17 protein-coding genes are annotated in these 17,905 nt (G+C 59.0%); 2 read left to right on the top strand and 15 right to left on the bottom strand.

What is annotated here, in order from left to right:
* Positions 1–222 precede the first annotated feature (222 nt).
* Together U5A05_RS07560 and U5A05_RS07555 are read right to left on the bottom strand one after the other, a co-directional pair.
* Positions 223–1,455: a hypothetical protein gene (locus U5A05_RS07560; protein ID WP_321836049.1), complete on the bottom strand. Its 1,233-nt coding sequence runs from the start codon at positions 1,453–1,455 to the stop codon at positions 223–225.
* A gap of 28 nt (positions 1,456–1,483) precedes the next feature.
* Positions 1,484–1,933 (bottom strand): YcgN family cysteine cluster protein, encoded by a 450-nt coding sequence (locus U5A05_RS07555; protein ID WP_016780096.1) that lies wholly within the window; start codon positions 1,931–1,933, stop codon positions 1,484–1,486.
* Between the two features lie 155 nt (positions 1,934–2,088).
* On the opposite strand from U5A05_RS07555, the gene U5A05_RS07550 reads away from it, so the two are divergent.
* A complete protein-coding gene (locus tag U5A05_RS07550; protein ID WP_261741498.1) occupies positions 2,089–2,682 on the top strand; it encodes a nitroreductase family protein in 594 nt (197 codons plus the stop codon).
* A 106-nt stretch (positions 2,683–2,788) separates the two neighbouring features.
* On the opposite strand, the gene U5A05_RS07545 is transcribed toward U5A05_RS07550, so the two are convergent.
* The 3 genes from U5A05_RS07545 to rnd all read right to left on the bottom strand — a co-directional run bounded on the left by U5A05_RS07545 (position 2,789) and on the right by rnd (position 5,271).
* Positions 2,789–3,721: a D-2-hydroxyacid dehydrogenase gene (locus U5A05_RS07545; RefSeq protein WP_261741497.1), complete on the bottom strand. Its 933-nt coding sequence runs from the start codon at positions 3,719–3,721 to the stop codon at positions 2,789–2,791.
* A 126-nt stretch (positions 3,722–3,847) separates the two neighbouring features.
* Positions 3,848–4,141 carry a YcgL domain-containing protein gene (locus tag U5A05_RS07540; protein WP_261741496.1) on the bottom strand — a complete coding sequence of 98 codons (294 nt, stop codon included), beginning with the start codon at positions 4,139–4,141 and terminating at the stop codon, positions 3,848–3,850.
* Positions 4,138–5,271: a ribonuclease D gene (rnd, locus tag U5A05_RS07535; RefSeq protein WP_261741495.1), complete on the bottom strand. Its 1,134-nt coding sequence runs from the start codon at positions 5,269–5,271 to the stop codon at positions 4,138–4,140. Before rnd ends, U5A05_RS07540 begins: the two co-directional genes overlap by 4 nt.
* A 254-nt stretch (positions 5,272–5,525) precedes the next feature.
* Between rnd and ampC the strand changes: the two genes are divergently transcribed.
* Positions 5,526–6,686 carry a class C beta-lactamase gene (gene ampC, locus U5A05_RS07530; protein ID WP_425262895.1) on the top strand — a complete coding sequence of 387 codons (1,161 nt, stop codon included), beginning with the start codon at positions 5,526–5,528 and terminating at the stop codon, positions 6,684–6,686.
* On the opposite strand, the gene U5A05_RS07525 is transcribed toward ampC, so the two are convergent.
* From U5A05_RS07525 to U5A05_RS07480, 10 genes are all read right to left on the bottom strand, one after another.
* Complete coding sequence (locus U5A05_RS07525) at positions 6,683–7,333, bottom strand: class I SAM-dependent methyltransferase (protein WP_261741494.1); 651 nt, start codon at positions 7,331–7,333, stop codon at positions 6,683–6,685. The genes ampC and U5A05_RS07525 overlap by 4 nt on opposite strands.
* 270 nt (positions 7,334–7,603) lie before the next feature.
* Positions 7,604–8,983, bottom strand: coding sequence for a glutamine synthetase family protein (locus U5A05_RS07520; protein ID WP_321836048.1), 1,380 nt, complete (start codon positions 8,981–8,983; stop codon positions 7,604–7,606).
* 381 nt (positions 8,984–9,364) lie between these two features.
* Positions 9,365–10,822 carry a cytochrome c gene (locus tag U5A05_RS07515; RefSeq protein ID WP_321836047.1) on the bottom strand — a complete coding sequence of 486 codons (1,458 nt, stop codon included), beginning with the start codon at positions 10,820–10,822 and terminating at the stop codon, positions 9,365–9,367.
* Between the two features lie 3 nt (positions 10,823–10,825).
* Entirely contained in the window at positions 10,826–12,415 is a 1,590-nt protein-coding gene (locus U5A05_RS07510) for a GMC family oxidoreductase (RefSeq protein WP_261741491.1), read from the bottom strand.
* Positions 12,416–12,429: 14 nt separating this feature from the next.
* On the bottom strand, positions 12,430–12,966 hold the full coding sequence (locus U5A05_RS07505; RefSeq protein ID WP_321836046.1) for a sugar dehydrogenase complex small subunit: 537 nt from the start codon (positions 12,964–12,966) through the stop codon (positions 12,430–12,432).
* A 240-nt stretch (positions 12,967–13,206) separates the two neighbouring features.
* Complete coding sequence (locus U5A05_RS07500) at positions 13,207–14,361, bottom strand: iron-containing alcohol dehydrogenase (RefSeq protein WP_261741489.1); 1,155 nt, start codon at positions 14,359–14,361, stop codon at positions 13,207–13,209.
* Between the two features lie 25 nt (positions 14,362–14,386).
* Complete coding sequence (locus U5A05_RS07495; RefSeq protein ID WP_261741488.1) at positions 14,387–15,541, bottom strand: iron-containing alcohol dehydrogenase; 1,155 nt, start codon at positions 15,539–15,541, stop codon at positions 14,387–14,389.
* An 8-nt stretch (positions 15,542–15,549) separates the two neighbouring features.
* The gene (locus U5A05_RS07490; RefSeq protein WP_321836045.1) at positions 15,550–16,197 is read right to left on the bottom strand and encodes an ATP-binding cassette domain-containing protein; all 648 of its coding nucleotides are present in this window, start codon (positions 16,195–16,197) and stop codon (positions 15,550–15,552) included.
* Entirely contained in the window at positions 16,194–16,964 is a 771-nt protein-coding gene (locus U5A05_RS07485) for an ABC transporter ATP-binding protein (RefSeq protein WP_321836044.1), read from the bottom strand. The genes U5A05_RS07490 and U5A05_RS07485 overlap by 4 nt, the downstream gene beginning before the upstream one ends.
* Positions 16,961–17,905 carry a branched-chain amino acid ABC transporter permease gene (locus tag U5A05_RS07480; RefSeq protein WP_261741485.1) on the bottom strand — a complete coding sequence of 315 codons (945 nt, stop codon included), beginning with the start codon at positions 17,903–17,905 and terminating at the stop codon, positions 16,961–16,963. Before U5A05_RS07480 ends, U5A05_RS07485 begins: the two co-directional genes overlap by 4 nt.

The following is a 17,905-nucleotide window of genomic DNA, read 5'->3' as shown; positions in this document are numbered from 1 at the left end:
TCAGGGCGTAAAGGATCGAGATCGAGAGGGATGCGGGGGCGTAAAGAAGGCGTAAAGAAGCAGGAGGGGGGAATCCGCAGCTGCCGAAGGAACGAGGCTGCGTTCGGCGACGCAGTCGTCGTAAACCCAGTAGGCACGGTTTGTCTGAAGCACCGCATTGGATGGTTTTACGACGACTGCGTCGCCGAACGCAGCCTTCGTTCCTCGGCAGCTGCTACAACATCAGCGCAGCAACGGCGTGTCCAGCACCTCGGAGGGGCCGCCGAGCACGCTTTCGCTCAGTTGGATAAAACTCTGGGTATTGACCTTGTCCATGCGCATCAGGGCCTGGCTGACGTCATCCAGCGAGCGCTTGTTGTGGGTCTGTAAACGAATTTCACGGTCCAGCGCCTGCAACAGCGTGACAGCCCTAGCCACCACAGCCGGGCCTGCCTGCTGGCCGCGCAGGTGGGTAACGCTTTTACCAGCAGCATTGAGCTTGTGTTGCAAGGTCTGGTAACGCTCGTCACTCATGCCCCCTGCGCGACGCATCAGTTCAATGCCGTAGTACTCGCTCAGGCCTTCGCCGATCCAGTCATGGCCCGGCTCGTCATTGATGCCACTGAACAACTGCACCACTTCGCGCAACAACGGGCTGGTGCCGCTCTCGCTGACCAGCGGCAAGCCGCTGTACAGGTAGATCGAGTTGCGCCCCGCCGCACTGCCTTTCCACATCGGTCTGCCCGCCCCGACAATCAGCAGCTTGGGCGGGTTGCGCGGGAACACGGCCTGCACTTGCGGCCAGACAAACGTCAACAGGGTCAGCACATCCATGCGGTGCATGCCCTGCCCTTTGGGTGCGCTCACCGTGACTTCGGTTTCGCCCATAGTGGTACGGCGGCTACCCAGGTTGCCCGCGAGCATCCACCCGGTGGGCCGGTCGAACAGCCGCGAGACATCATCGATACGGAAGCGATTTTTGCCAATACGCGGCCAGGCGGTTTCAACACTTTTCCAGCCTTTGGGCAATTCGAACTCAAGGCGTGACACCAGTTCGACGCCGTCCTGCTGATCAAGGTTGGCGGGCGGGATCAGCTCTTCGCCGCGAAACAATGCCCAATCGGGGGTAATGCGGGCGTCAAACGTGCCGTTTTTGCGCGGCTGGCTCAAACGCACGCGATAGCTCAGATTGGCCTTGCCCGGCGCGGGCCGCCACAAGCCGCGACTATGGGCCGGGTCGGCGGTCAGTTGCCATTGCCCGTCCGCCTTGAAATCGCTGTATCTGCCCGGCGCCCCGAGATCAAAATCCAGGCTGCGCACGGCCGAACCCTCAGCCAGGGTCAGCCGCACCTCAGCCTGATCGCTTTGCGGCAACAGGCGTACGTGGTAGTTCAGATCGACTTTTTGCGCAGCCCACAGCGGGCCACTGGCCAGCAATAGCAGCAGGCCCAGGGGCAATTTGTAACGCAGCGGCATATTCACTCCTTGGCAACCGCTCCGGCACTTAACCGGCGCGGAAAATCAGATGATCTTCCCAGTCGTCTTCCGGCACGCTGCCTTCGGCGAGCATGCGCCCGGACTGCGAAATGCGTTCATGGTGCACCGCGTCCGGGTCGCCGCAGACCAAATGGTGCCAGAGCGGCAAATCCTTGCGTTCGCTCACCAGCCGGTAACCGCAGGTCGGCGGCAACCACTTGAACTCTTCGGCCTTGCCCGGCGACAGCTGAATGCAGTCCGGAACTGAATCACGACGGTTAGGATAGTCAGTGCACTGACAGGTTTTCAGATCGAGCAGCTTGCAGGCGATACGCGTGTAGTAAACGCTGTTGTCGTCTTCATCTTCGAGCTTTTGCAAACAGCACAACCCGCAGCCGTCGCACAGCGACTCCCATTCCTCTTGATCAAGTTGATCGAGGGTCTTGCGGATCCAGAACGGTTCAACTATTGCGGCCATGGCTCAAACATCAACATCAGGGAGTGGAAAAGGCCGCCAGTCTAGTGCCCAAGGCCCCGCGGGCCAAGCGCTAGTGACTGACGGTGTAACTGGACTTGTCACATTAAGGGCTTAACAGTAGCTTTGTGCCTGAAAATTCAACTCAGGAAAATCGAATGCCAGCTTCTAACCGCATTGCCGAACACCAAATCCATGAGCAATTCACCCAGCGTTGGTCGCCCCGTGCTTTTACTGATGCGACCATCGACAAAGCCACTCTGATGAGCTTTTTTGAAGCTGCTCGCTGGGCTCCGTCGGCCTACAACGCACAACCCTGGCGCTTTCTGTTCGCCCTGCGCGGTACTCCGGACTTTGACCGCTACCTGAACCTGCTGGTGGAATTCAACCAGGGTTGGGCCAAGCATGCGGCCGCATTGGTGGTGATTGTTTCCAAAACCACCTTCGCCGCACCGGGCACCACCGAAGAAAAACCCGCGCCGACCCACGCCTTTGACGCAGGCGCAGCCTGGGGTCACCTGGCACTGCAAGCGCACCTGAGCGGCTGGCATACCCACGGTATGAGCGGCCTGGATTTCGAACGGGCGCGCAAGGAGCTGAAAATCCCCGAGGGTTACGCGGTACAAGCCATGGTCGCCATCGGCAAAATCGGCGACAAGTCGAGCCTGGTGGACTACCTGCAAGCCAAGGAAGTACCAAGCCAGCGCGAACCGCTGAGCAAGCTGGTGGCTGAAGGCGATTTCAGCCTGTAAATGCAAGTCTTGTAGCCGCTACCGCAGGTTGCGATAAGGTCCGCAGGACCTTCGCTTTTAGAGCAGGATCGCAGCCTGCGACAGCGGCTACACATAGCTAGCGGTTTCAATACCCTCGATCGAAGTCCACTTCGCCACGCAGCGCTTCGCCCGCCTGAAACGCACGCAAGTTGTCGACAAACAACTGCACCATCATTGGCGGTGAAGTCGGCGCCGAGCTGTGACCGGTCAGCAGCAGGCCCCAGGCCGTCCAGAACGGATGCTTGGCCGGCAATGGCTCCTGACGGCACACGTCGATCACCGCCCCCGCCAGATGCCCCACTCGCAAAGCCTCGACCAGATCGGCATCGACCACGGCTACGCCGCGCCCGGCATTGATAAACACCGCATTCGGATTGAATTGCGCAAACAACTCTGCATCGTACACATCATGGGTGTCCGGGGTATTTGGCAGCAGATTGATCACGTAATCCACCTGCGCCACCAGACGCGGCAAGTCGCTTAACACCCCGACTTCCTTGAAAGGCGCCAGTTCACGCGGGGTATTGGCGATGGCATACAGCTCGACACCAAAGGGCAGCAGAAACTGCGCCACCGTCTGACCTATATCCCCGGCCCCGACAATCAGTACCTTGCGCCCTATCAGGCTCTGGCCCATGCGGTTGTCCCACTTGCGTTCGACCTGGCTGACCAGCCGGGCCATGACTTCACGCTCGTGGCCGAGCATGTAAGTCAAAACGTATTCGGCCATTACCTGGCCAAAAATACCTACCGCACGGGTCAGCCGATAATCACGATTCAGGCCTTGGGCCAATAACGGAGTGATCCCCGCCCAGGTCGACTGCAACCATTGAGGCTTGTGCCCCTGTCGCATCAGTGTCGCCAACAAGTCCGGCTGGCCAAGCCATACCGGGCACTCGCCAGCCATGCGCGACAGTTGCTCGGAGTCGCCGCTGGACTGCACCTCGAGATCCGGTGCCATGCGTTGCAAAAGTTGGGTGTAGAGCGGGTAGTCGTTCTCGGCAATCAGGACGCGCATGTTGCTAACCTTTCTAAAACACTGCCAGCACCCGCCGCCGAGGTTTGCCCCGTCGCGTTCGGCCACCGCCAATCAAAATGAGTCCGTTTGAGACAGGCGCCCGGAGCCGGGCACCTGGCGCTTCATTTACATCGGGTCGTTGCGACGCAACAACTCTTCGGGCAAGTGCTCGATGTATTCGTCTTCGGCCGGTGGCATTTGCAGGTGATAGCCCTGAGTCTCAAGGTTTTCCAGCACCTTGTTGATGTCTTCGCGAGACAGTGTGCGCTCAGGGGTAAGCACCAGATCAAAAGCGTGATGCGGCTTGCCGAAGGCGGCCAGCAGGCTTTCGGGCACGCGTTCCAGGGCATCGGCCTTGAGCACGTAGAGGTACATTTCGTTGCGTTTGAGGCTGCGGTAGATAGAGCAAATACGTTTCAAGACGGTTCTCCAGCGGTGGCCAGGCAATCGAGCAAGGCCTGGCCCATCAGCTCACGGCGCCAGCCGCGCAGTGATTCCGGCAATTGATAAGGGCCATTGGGGAAGCCACTTTTAAGCAGGGCTTCCAGGGTTTTCTTGCGTAGCATCAGTTCCGGCGCAATGTTCAGGCGCTCGGCTTCAGCCTGACCGATGGCACGCAGGCGCTTGATCAACAACGCCGCTTCAACCGGCAACGGCTCAGGCACAGCGGGCGGCCATTGTTCTGGCGGTAGACTGCCAGCACGCTTGATCAGATCAAGTAAAAACTCGCCATCCTGACGCACGGTGCGCGGGTGCATATCTTCGATACGCGCCAGCGCGACCAGGTTGTCAGGCTGCGTTTTGGCCAAAGGCCATAACGCATGCTCACGTATAACCCGATTACGCGGCAGGTCACGGGCACGGGCCTGGTGCTCGCGCCATGCGCAAATTTCACGCAGCACAGCCAACTGGTCCCTTGAGAGCTTCCACGCCAACTTCGCGTCGCGGTACACCTCGTTCGGGTCTACTTCACGGCGCAGGTTGGCAACTAGCTCAGCACCATCGTCCAGCACCCAGCTGTACTTCTCTGCCGACAGGCGCGGATACAGCAACTTGTAGACTTCAGCCAGATGCAGGGCATCTTCGGCGGCGTAGCTGATCTGGGTTTCAGACAACGGACGCTGAAGCCAGTCGGAGCGGGTTTCGCCTTTGGGCAGGTCGATATCCAGCACTTCCTTGACCAGGCGCGAGTAGCCCATCGAGAAGCCCAGGTTCAGGTAGGCGGCGGCCAGTTGAGTATCGAACAACGGCACCGGCAAGCTGGCGGTCAGGCGCAGCAAAACCTCAAGATCTTCGCTGCATGCATGCAGCACTTTGACGACCGACGGGTTTTCCATCAGATCAGCCAATGGCTGCCAGTTGTCGATGGTCAACGGGTCGATCAGGTAAGCCCGTGTGCCGTCGCCAATCTGGATCAGGCCGGCAATCGGGTAAAAGGTGTCGACCCGCATAAATTCGGTGTCGAGGGCTACGAACGGCAAATGTTGCCATTCGGCGCAATGTTGGCCGAGGCTATCGTTGTCGCGAATCCAGTGAATATCGATGGCCACACGGCTCTCCCTTGAAGAATGGCGCGCAGTATATATCGTCGTCAGGGATTTCCGGACATTGACTCGTCATGTTGTGCGCGAAAAAACCTACGAGGTTTAGATCTAAAACCTGCATCCACATACCGTTTTTGTGTGTAGGTTGCCCGGAGCCTCGACACACAAATTTTGTTACAACACATAATGTGACAAGCCGGAGAGGTCACTGCGTGAGGACACGAGTAGATTTGCGCCCTATAAAAACCGAGGATGACCCAATGCACATGTCCCGCAAGTTGTCAGGTATTGCTCTCTCGCTGGTAGGCTTCTGTGCCTTTGGCAATGTGGCCCTGGCCCAAACTCCAGAATCCAAACTCGACACCGTGGTGCAAAACGGCGCCAAACAGGTAATGCAGCAGCACGCGGTGCCCGGCTTGGCCATCGCCGTCAGCGTCAATGGCAAACAACGTTTCTACAATTTTGGCGTGGCATCACAAACGACCAAAGCACCCGTAACCCCCGACACGCTGTTTGAAGTCGGCTCTATCAGCAAGGTGTTTACCGCCACCCTGGCCACCTATGCCCAAGCCAAGGGCCAGCTTTCACTGGCAGACACAGTCGCCAAGTACGAACCCGAACTTCAGGGCACGCCCTTTGGCAAGATTACGCTGACCCATCTGGCCACCCACACGGCTGGCGGCTTCCCTTTGCAGGTCCCGGACAGCGTACAGAACGAACGCCAACTGATGGACTACCTCAAAGCCTGGAAGCCTGTGTACCCGACGGGCACCCAACGCAGCTATGCCAACCCCAGTATCGGCATGCTCGGCATGATTGCCGCCAAGAGCATGAACCTGCCCTTTACCCAGGCCATGGAACAGCAATTATTCCTACAACTTGGGCTTAAAAGCAGTTACTACACAGTACCCGCAAGCAAAATGGGGCTATATGCCCAAGGCTATAACAAACAGGGCGAACCGGTCAGGCTCAACCCTGGAGTGCTCGGCAACGAAGCCTACGGCGTGAAGACCACTACCCGCGACCTGATCCACTTTACCGAGTTGAACATGGGCCAGGGCGAGGCCAGTCCGCTTGTGCGTCGCGCATTGGCTGACACACACGCGGGTTACTTCCGAGTAGGCCCGATGATTCAGGACCTGATCTGGGAGCAGTATCCTTACCCCGTCGAACTCAAGTCGCTGCTGGTGGGCAACTCAAACAAAATGGCTTACGAGAATAATGATGCCATTGCCCTGAACCCTGTCCTGGCGCCACAGCAAGCGGTATGGATCAACAAGACCGGTTCGACCAATGGCTTTGGTGCCTACGCGGTCTTCGTGCCATCCGAACAAAAGGCGATCATCATCCTGGCCAACAAAAACTACCCCAACGACGCTCGGGTCGAATTGGCGTACGAGATCTTGAAAGCCCTGAATTAAGTGTCTTTGCGCAAGATATAGATGCTGCCCATGTCACAACCGGGCAGCACCTCGTTCTGCTTGAAAATGTTGAAACCCGCCAGCGCAAACTGACTTTCAATCTCGCTCTTGCTCACCACGATGGGTTGCGGCTCTTCGATCCGCGCTGCTGCACGACCAATCGGTACTGACAGGATCAAGCTGTCACGGCTGACCCGGTGAAGCTCACGCAAAATGGCCAGTCGATGGTCGCTGTCTCGCACATGGTGGAACAGCTGCATGCAAAAAATGCAGTCCACCGCGTTTGCGGACATGTCGATGGAGAACACTGAGCTTTGAAACAGCTTGATCCGCGCCAGCAGGCTCGCCGGGTGATGAGTCTGCGCATGATTGAGCATGGATTGCGAAGAGTCGCAGGCCAGAATGACCCGATTGCCGTGCTCGGCCAAAACCGGCCAGAACCGGCCTGCACCGCAAGCCAGATCCAGTACCAACCCAGGTTCACCTGCGACCTTCAGCGCACGGCGAACCAGACGTTTTTCGCGCCACAACGCCAACCTGCGAACAAACCCTTGGGGCTGTGCTTGCAGGCAAACCTTCGCATGCTCGCGGTCATAACGCTCGGCGAACTCAAGCTCAATATGGGTGGAAGGTGGCTGCGATGACATGGCCCGCGAACTCTTGTGTTTGATGATGATCGGCTCAGAGGTTAACGCGGCACCAGTGAAAAAATTGTCACAGAAGCATGAAAAACAAAGGGATCAGGAGCATCCCGTAGCAGCTGCCGATGGAACGAGGCTGCGTTCGAGCGCGCAGCGCTCGCGAAATCAGACCCTGCGGTGTGCAAGTCACATCCAGCTCTCTGGGTTTACGACTGCTACGCAGCCGAACGCAGCCTCGTTCCTTCGGCAGCTGCTACGGGGGCTCCTGATCTGGATTTACGCCTGCTGCAAATACCAGCGCCAGTCCTGCTCGCCGACCTCGCCCATAAATTGTCGGTACTCGGAGTTTTTCACCGCCAGGTACACCTTCAAAAACTCTGGCCCGAAGGCCTCTTGGGCCCATACCGAAGCTTGCAGCGCGCGCAAGGTGGTTAGCCAGTCGGTCGGCAGCATTTCGCTGGCCTGGGCATAGCCATTGCCTTCAATCGGCGCCCCCGGATCGAGCTGCTCACGAATACCGCGATGAATCCCGGCCAGAATCGCGGCGGCAGCCAGGTAGGGGTTGGCGTCGGCGCCACAAATCCGGTGTTCGATATGCCGCGAGAACGCCGGGCCTCCCGGCACTCGTAAGCTCACCGTACGGTTGTCCACACCCCAGGTCGCGGCCAGCGGCGCATAGCTGTTGCTCTGAAAACGGCGATAAGAGTTGGCATTGGGGCAAAACATCAGCAACGAGTCGAGCAAAGTACTGAGCATCCCGCCCACCGCCTGCCTGAGCAGCGGCGTGCCGTCCGGCGCTTCGCTGGCGAACAGGTTATTGCCGTCTTTATCGGCCAGGCTCACATGCATATGCATGCCGGTGCCAGCCAAGTCATCAAACGGTTTGGCCATAAAACAGGCGACCATCCCGTGCTTGTGCGCTACGCCCTTGACCAGACGCTTGTAGCGCACCGCTTCGTCCATCGCCTGCAAGGCATCGCTGCGATGTTCCAGGGTGATCTCCACCTGCCCCGGCGCGTATTCGGAAATCGCCGTGCGCGCCGGAATCCCCTGCAACTTGCAGGCACTGTACAAATCGGCCAAAAACGGCTCGATCTGCTCCAGCTCCCGCAGCCCATACACCTGGGTCGCCCGCGGGCGCTGACCATCGGCATCGCGCGCTGGCTGCGGCCGCCCGTTACTGTCGCGCTGCTGATCGAGCAGGTAAAACTCCAGCTCGGCAGCCATCACCGGGTAGTAACCGTCCGCCTTGAGCCCGTCGATCACCTTGGCCAACAAGTGCCGAGGGTCGGCCACGGTGGCGGGCATGCCCTGCTGCGGATGCATGCTGACTTGCACTGCCGCCGTTGGGATCAGGCGCCACGGCATGCGTTGCAAACTGCCACTGATCGGGTAGGCACGGCAGTCGATATCGCCCACGTCCCATACCAGTCCGGTGTTTTCCACATCATCGCCATTGATGCTCAAGCCCAGAATTGTGCTCGGCAGCGGCCGCCCACTCTCGTAGACCGCCAGCAGTTCATCACGATGCAACAACTTGCCGCGGGGCACGCCGTTGTTGTCGATGATAAACAGCTCGAACATCTCGATATCCGGGTTCAGTTCCAGAAAATCCAGGGCTTCTTGTAGCGGGGCAAACGCGGTCGTGGCACTCATGACAATACTCGTAGAATTCATATCAGGCAGGCGCACCCTTCCGGGCACAGACAATCAAGACTTAACAGGAAATACGAGCATCCGGCGGGCGGGCATGGCGGCAATGGAACAGGGCCCAAAAGGCCAGCTCAGAAGGCAGGCACGGAACACGCCGCACGGCTGGAGCGCGCGACGGCCATGGGTACTGAATTCTGATCAGACCAAGCCTCATACCTGCAACCGTTGCCAAAAAGGGAACCCAGCCTCACATGGCTGAGCAGGTTGTTTAAATGCAGGCTTTCATACCTTTGGTTACACCTGCGCTAAACATTAGAATCTCTTTACTTTGTTGCAAAATCTGTGGGAGCGCCGGTCGGCGCTCCCACTGGGGGCCAGGTCAGCTCAACGGGAGTGGAAACGCCGGTTCAGGGCGATCTTCTTGGCCTCAATGGCCCGCACACGCCTGCGTTTGCTGCGCACTACCAAGGCCCAAACGATCAAAACCAACAGCAGTAAGCCCCCGCCCCACATCACGTAAGGCATTGCCGTTACCAACAACGGTGCATCACCACCACGACGCCATTTGGCTACAGTTTGCTCATCCACACTGAGCAGCGGATTACCAAAGCGTTGCAGGCTGTAGTTGGCGATGGCGGCAATTTGCTGATCGTTCAGGTCATCACCCAAGGCGGGCATGTTGACCTCAAGGTCGGCACCTTTGCGGTCGATGCCTTCGATGATCGCCATCACCAGATTATTGGCATGCTGGCCGGTCAAGGCGCTGTTTTGGCTCAACGAAGGGTAGAACGCATCAACGGTGCCCTGCCCGTCTCGCCCGTGGCAACTGGCGCAGGCCGAGTTGTAAAGGCGTGCGCCGTCGGTTTCGCTGGCGTCTACCAACGAGGCCTGATCGCCCTGCCCCGTTTCGAGGGTGGTCATGTCAATCGGCGTCACCTCGCGCGGATGGCTGGCCACATGATTACCGGTGGCAATCGCCGGAACGGTTTTCAGGTAGCTCGCCATCGCGTGCAGATCATCGTCGGTCAAAAAGCGTAGGCTGTGCTCTACCGCTTCAGCCATGCCACCCGCCGCTTGCGCCTTGTTAGTGACGTGGCCGTTTTTCAGGAAGCCCACCAGTTCATCAGCGCTCCAACTGCCCACGCCCGTGGCCTTATCGGACGTGATATTCGGCGCAATCCAGCCACCCAGCTCCGCACCGGACAGATAACGGCTGTTGTCCTCGGCCATCAACGCATTGCGCGGGGTGTGGCAGGCGCCACAGTGCGCAAGGTTGTCGACCAGATACTGACCACGTACCTGATGAGCATCGGCTCCGGCTTCAGGAACAAAGCCCTGGGTATCGAGAAACAGCAGGTTCCAGCCAAACATCAAGGGCCGAATATTGAACGGAAACGCCAGTTGCGTCGGTTCCACCGGGATGTCGACCGCTTTCACACCCTGCTGCAGGTATGCATACAGCGCATGAATGTCTGCATCGCTCATACCCTGATAAGAGGTATATGGCATAGCCGGGTAAAGATTCTGACCCTTGGCGTTAACCCCCTTGCGCACGGCGTCCGCCAGCTGTTGCTCGGTGTAATCGCCAATGCCATAGGCCTTGGAAGGCGTGATGTTGCTGGAGATGATCCGGCCCATCGGCGAGTCGATGGCATACCCGCCGGAAAGGGCTGCACCGCCCTTTTCCACGGTACGGTGACAAGCGGCGCAGTCGGCAGCTCGCGCCACGTACTCGCCTTGCTTGACTAACGCAGCGTTGTCTTCAACCGCCCAGACCGACAACGACGCAAACAGCCCGCACAGGGCAACCAGACCACGCAAACGTGAGATTTGAACGTTCATGGCTCAGACCTCCCGCGCAATGATGTCGGCCAGGCGAATGCTCAACGCCACCCCGGTCAACGTCGGGTTAATAGTGCCTGAAGCCGGTATCACCCCGGTGGTGGCCAAAAACAGGTTGGGATGATCGAACGTGCGGCATTCATGATTGACCACCGAATCTTTGGCATCGCTGCCCATGATCACGGTGCCCATCAAATGGTCGCGGTTCTGCCAGCCGGTGTTGTCCTCCACCACCGTGCCGCCCATGATTTTCACGAAGTCGGCGTAGTCGGCGTCCACGCCAGGCTTGGCCGCTTTAACGTAGTCATCCACTTCGTAGTTGACCACCATCATCGGAATGCCCAGGGCATCGGTGCGGGTGGTGCTCGGGCGAATGGTATTGGTCGCCAGCGGTAATGTTTCGTACACCGTCGACACATCGACCCAGCGCGCCGCATCGTGGCGAATACGCTCGTCCAGCTCCTTGCCGAAAACGCCCTGCTCGATCAAACGCTGGGCCACCGCCATGTTCGGTACATTGTTGGCAAAAGCATGTTTAACCGACGCCCGTTCCTTGCGAAATTCACCGTCGCGACGGTTGAAAATCCCGCCTTGCTGCACTGCCCCTCGGCCCGGCCATACCGGTTCATCGGCCAAAAACTGCAAACCTTGTCCAGTGTGGTCCATCAGGTTGCGACCCACTTGGTCGGAGGAGTTGGCCACGTCCGAGATCAACAACAGCTTGGGGGTTTCCAGGCCATTGGCAGCCACCACAAAGTACTTGGCGGTCAGGCGTACATCGTCGCCTTTGGAACTGCGGTAATGCACGGCCACAATCTTGCCGCCTTCGCCCTTTTCCAACTTGTAGGCGGTGGCATCGGTCAACAGCTTCGCGCCCGCCTGTTGCGCGTGTTTGGCATGCACATCGCCGCTGTACATCGCGCCAATCGGACACACCGGCATGCAGTTGTTATTGCCGCTGCACGCCGGGCGACCGTCATAAGGCGTGGTGGCGCGACCATTGGGTTCATGCAAAAACACATAACCTGCAGGCGCCAGACGCGCACGCAGGCGCTGGAACAAATAGGTATCGCCTTCAGGCGGCATCGGATACGGCGTCGAGCGTGGCGGGAATGCCTCACCGTCGTGCCCGCTTTGATCCTGGGTATCGCTGCCACATACGCCCAGCGCCACTTCGGCCCGTGCGTAATAAGGTTCCAGTTCGCTGTACTCCATCGGCCAATCGCGGCCTACCCCGTACAGGGTTTTAAGCTTCATGTCGTTTGGCAGATAGCGCCAGCAGGCCGCCGCCCAATGCCAGGTAGTACCACCCACCAGCTTTAACATGCCCGGACGAAATTCAAACGAACCGGTGTTCTCAATGTACTGCTCATCGTAGGAGTTACGCGCCCACGGCTCATTCGGATACGGCGAGTTGTAGTTACTTTTATTCGACGAATTGCGAAAGTTTTCGACGATCTTCCAACGGGGAATATGCTCACCCGCTTCCAGAATAATCACCGACTTGCCGTGCTTGGCGAGTTCAAACGCTGCGTTGCTGCCCAAGGCTCCGGACCCAACAACAATGACATCAGCATCAAAGACCTGATTCATGGGTACCCCTTGTATTAATCATTAGCGACGGTGGACGGCGGGTTAACCCAATAGTTGGTGTGCCCCCGCGAATACGTTGGAATAACCGTGGCATCCAGGGTCGGCGTATACGCCAACGCACCGGTGAAGGTGACCAACTTGGTATCGTCCACGGCGCGCATGCTGACCGGCGTGCCGGTGTAACCCAAGTACCAGGCGCGGACAATTTTTTGCACCGTGTCCTTGTGCGCCGGGCTCTGATAAATCGGGCTGGCACTCAGCTGGCCCACGCGGTTCAAACCTTGTTGCGCAATGCTGCCCCACAGCGCTTTCATCTTGTCGGGGAACAATGGATCAGCCTCGGTACAACGGGCCAGAACCCGCAGCGTCAGGCTCGGGTCCAGCGCCTCGCGCTCGGTGAGAAACAGCGACAGTTGGTGCAGTTGTTCGACATCGTTACTGGCGGCATTGTGGACTTGCTGCGCCAGTGCCGAGCCTACCCAAGTAGAGGAAAGAAGGCCGGCACTGGTAATAGCAGCGCCTGAAAACAGTAACTTTCTGCGAGATATCACATAGATCTCCTTGATTGCCAAAAATAAAGGCGTAGTGCCTAGACCTTCGGAAAATCAGGTTGTTACAAAGAATGTATGAAACATCCTACAGAGATTATCTATGTGCCTGCATGAATAACGGCCTGGAACAACTTTTTTAGAACTTTCCTGGTCGAAGTTACAAACAAGAAGTATTCACAACCCGTAAAGACGTCGATGCCTGAACAGCAATCAAGTCTCTACAGGGGCGCGAAATGACCTTTAAAAAACACTCCGGTAAATCGCCTCCACGTCTTGTTCATTCATATCCCGCGGGTTGCTGTCGATCAGGCGACGAATGCCCACCACCACTTCGCTCGCCATCACCTGCAGTGAGTCTTCATCGACATTCAAATTGGACAGGCGCTGCTCCAGGCCGCTGTTCTTGACCAGACCTTCAATCGCCTGGACAAACGCTTCGGCGGCGCTCGCCTCATCTACAAAATGTTCACCCGGCAGCAGATACGCCGCCAGCTCCGCGTATTGGCGTTGAGCGTTGGCCAGATTGAAACGGATCACCGGGGCCATGACCAGAGCATTTGCATGGCCGTGAGGTATATGAAAGCGGGCGCCCAGTGGATAGGCCAGTGCATGGATCGCCGCCACCGATGCATTGACGAACGCCATACCGGCCATCAACGAGCCTTGCAGCATGGCGCTGCGGGCTGGCAGATCCTGGCCGTTGGCCAACACCTTGGGCAGGTTAGCCCCGAGTAACGCCAGGGCCGCCGTGGCAAGACCATCAGAAATCGGGTTTTTGCGCGTCCGGCTGGTATAGGCCTCGATGGCGTGAACCATGGCGTCCAGCCCGGTGGCCGCTGTGACTTTCGCGGGCAGGCCGAGGGTCAGTAGCGGGTCGAGCAGCGCCACGTCCGGCAGCAATTGAGGCGAATAAACCGCCTGCTTGCGCTGCTGCGCATCGGTAATCACCGAGACCCAGGTCACTTCCGAACCGGTGCCCGAGGTGGTGGGCATCAACACCAGCGGTGTGCGCTTACCCTGGGCTTTATCGGTGCCGTACAGTTGTTCCAGCGATTGCTCGCTGTTGATCAGCAATGCCACCAGTTTGGCTGCATCCAGTGAGCTGCCGCCGCCCAACCCCAGTACGCCATCAACCTTGAACTCTTGCGCCTGCTTGACCGCCAGTTCAACCACCGCCGAGGACGGGTCGGGCGCCACCTGATCAAACACAGACACTGCGCAACCCGCAGCTTCCAGCACCTCCTGCGCCCTACCGGCAAAGCCCAGGCTGACAATCCCCGGATCGCATACCAGCATCACGCGTTGTGCACCCAGGCCTCTAAATACGTAGCCAACTTCCTGTAGTGCACCAGCCTCACAGACAATGCGTGGCACACTTCTGAATTCATGGTTCATGACTAACTCCTGTAGTGAGGCTGGCTTACAGCACCGAGGCGTAGATGCCGTAGATGTCGTCGCGGTTTAGCGGGCGCGGGTTGTTGATCAACAGGCGCTCGACTTTCAGCGCGTCATCGGTCAACCGGTCGAGGTCCTCGGAGGTGACGCCCACTTCGTGCAGACGTTGGGCAAATGGCATGCGCGCCACCAGCCGGGTCATAAACTCGATAAAGCCGTCGCAGGCATCGCTGGCGCTGGCAAATCGCTGCCCCGGCAATACCGCCCCGGCCAGTTGTGCATACAGCGGTTCAGCCGCCGAACGGTTGAAGTTGAGCACGGGCACCAGCACCAAGGCATTGCTCAAACCGTGGGGTACATGGAACTGCCCGCCCAGTGGATACGCCAGCGCATGCACCGCCGCCACCGGTGCATTGGCGAATGCCATGCCGGCCAGCATCGAGCCCAGCAGCATGTCCGAGCGCGCCTGCAAATCAGCCGGCTCGGCCAGCACGCGGTCCATGTTGGCAGCCAGCAACGTCAGGGCCTGCACCGCCAAACCATCGGACAACACGTTCTTTTTGTGCGCGCTGGTGTACGCCTCAATGGCATGCACCATGGCATCGACACCGGTCATGGCACTGACCGCAGCCGGTAGGCCGACCGTCAGCCGCGCATCGAGCAAGGCAATGTCGGGGTACAGCAAGGGGCTGACCACGCCCTTTTTCTCATGGCTGGGAGTGGTGACAATCGCCACCGCCGTGACTTCCGAGCCAGTGCCCGCGGTCGTCGGCACCTGAATCAGCGGCAGGCGCGGCCCCTTGGCCAGGCCGATGCCGTAAATATCCTCCAACTGCTGCTCCTGACCACAGAGCAGGGCCACCAGCTTGGCGGTGTCGAGTGAACTGCCGCCGCCCAGGCCGATCACCGCCTGGGCGCGACACTGACGCGCCACATCGACCGCATCCTGCACCGATGCGGCAGGCGGATCGGCCTGCACATCGCTGTACAGCGTGACCTGCAGGCCGCTGTCGCGCATGGCCTGCAGCGGTGCATCCAGCAGCCCCGCGCGCAGCAACCCTGGGTCGCTGATCAGCAATACACGCTCGGCCTTCAGCTCACGGCACAGGGCGCCAAGACGCAGCGCACCGTCGATTTCGCAGATCACCCGCGGTGTGGTTTCAAAGGTGAATTTTGACATTGTGGTCCCTACCCTACGGTCACACTGCCGCGCTCGATGCGAAACAACGCATCGACCAGATCGGCAGAATGAGTGTCATCAGATTCAGAAATCAGCACGCACAGACCTTCCTGGCCCAGCTTGGCGATCACCTCGCTCAAGCGCCGGGACAGCACCGGCGCCACGCCCTCGAAAGGCTCATCGAGCAGCAGCAACTTGTTACCCGGCATCAATGCCCGCGCCAGTGCCACCAGCTTTTGTTGCCCGCCAGACAGTTGCATGGCCTTGCGGTCACGGAACTGGGCGATTTCCGGGATCAAGCTGTAGACCCATTTCAGGCGGCGCTTGCTGTCAGCCAACTTGTTGGCCCAGACCGGCAGCAGGATGTTTTCTTCCACGTTCAGCGACGGAATCAGCCGCCGGTCTTCGGGCAGGTAGCTGATACCGGCCCCGGCCCGGGTAAAGCCCGCCTGGCTGCGCAGGTCCTGACCGGCAAAGGTGATCGAACCGGAATCGGCGTCAAGCAGGCCCATGATGGCGCGGATCAGCGTGGTTTTACCGGCACCGTTGTGGCCGATCAGGCCCACCATCTGCCCGCTGCCTACGTGCAGGGAAACGTCATGCAGGATCGGTACGCCTTCGATCGAAACATGCAAATTGCGAATATCCAGACTCATTGCGCTGCCCTCTTGTGAGCGTTCGGGCCACCGGTCACGAATTCCTGCACCCGTGCATTGGCCAGGACCGCTTCGGGGGCACCGTCTGCCAGTACTTCACCGCTGTAGAAGGCCAGAATTCGCGATACATAACGACGCACCACGTCCATATCATGCTCAACGAACAGCACCGTGACCTGATGCTGGGCGACCACCCGCATCACCGTGTCCATCAGCGCAGTTTTCTCTTCTGCGCTGACCCCGCTGGTGGGTTCGTCGAGCAGCAACATTTGCGGATCACCGATCAGCGCCATGGCGATGTCGATCAGTTTACGTACGCCTTGCGGCACGGCCGTGACCTGGGTATCGCGCCAGCGGCTGATATCGAATTCAGCGAGGATCGCATCCGCCTGAGCGATGCGCGACGCGTTGCGCATCGGTGCCAGCAGCGACGGGAACGGGCTTTGCGCAGCAGACACGGCTATTAACAGGTTCTCCAGCACACTCAACTGCGGGAACAGCTGCGCCACCTGGAACGAACGGGCCATGCCCGCGCGGGTGATTGCCCTAGGGGTGCGGCCGAGGATCGACTGGCCGTTGAACAGGATCTCGCCACTGCTGGGTTTCAGGTAGCCGGTGACCATATTGATAAAGGTGGTTTTACCCGCGCCGTTTGAGCCGATTACGCCGACCACTTCGCCTTTATGGATGCGCACGTTCACATCCTTGGCGGCGGTGACCGCGCCAAACGATTTGCACAGGCCCTTGGTTTCCAGAATGCAATTCATGCTTTGGCCCTCCGTGCCTGACCAGTGAACAGACTCCACAGGCCTTTAGGCAGAAATACGATGATCGCCAACAAGGTGAAGCCCAGAATCATCTGCCAGCTGTGCGGCACCAGCTCGATGGCGTAGGTACGCACTACCGCAAACAGGATGGCGGCAATAAACGGCGCCGCCACATGGGCAGTACCACCCAACAGGGCGATAAACACGAATTCACCGGAGGTGATCCAGTAAGCCATTTCCGGGTCGATATGCCCGGCCGACAGGGCCATGAAGCCACCGCCTAATGCCGACACGGCGGCGGCCGCGACATAGTTCATGTACAGCACCCAACGCGGTGACTGCCCCAGGTATTCGACGCGCACTTCGTTTTCACGAATGGCTTCGCACATCATCCCCGCGCTACTGCGACTGTAGCGATGCAGCAACACCGCCAGCAGTGCCGAGCAGGCCACGATGATGACAAATAACGCTAACGGTGCCTGCCCCGAAGCCGGAGTCCAGCCGAACAGGGTCCAGGCCTTGACGTTGAACCCGTCGGTACTGCCCAGGGCCGAACTTTTGACCAGTACGCCGTAGAGGATCATCGAGAAGGCCAACGACAGCATGGCGAAGAAAATCTCGCGGTAGCGAGTCATCAACAGCCCCAGCAGCATCGCCAGCAGCACCGCAGCACCCACCCCGATCAGCAGCAATACAGCAAGATCGGTAATGTCCAGAAAGTGCCCGCTCATGCCGACCGCATAACCGCCCACGCAGAAGAACAGGCCCTGGCCAAAGGTCACCAGACCGGCGCGCATCTGCATCACCACGCCCTGTACCACCATGGCTTTGGCCAGGGCCATCGTCAGCAGGAACACCAGCCATTGCGGCGCAATAAAGCCACCGGCGGCCAGCAGCACGGCGACGCCGAGCAGAATCAATTCGGTTTTACTCAGGCGCAT

Source organism: Pseudomonas kulmbachensis (genome assembly GCF_963681935.1).
Lineage (GTDB): Bacteria > Pseudomonadota > Gammaproteobacteria > Pseudomonadales > Pseudomonadaceae > Aquipseudomonas > Aquipseudomonas kulmbachensis.
Note: the sequence above shows the minus strand (reverse complement) of the source record. Positions and strands in the feature narration are given on the sequence as shown.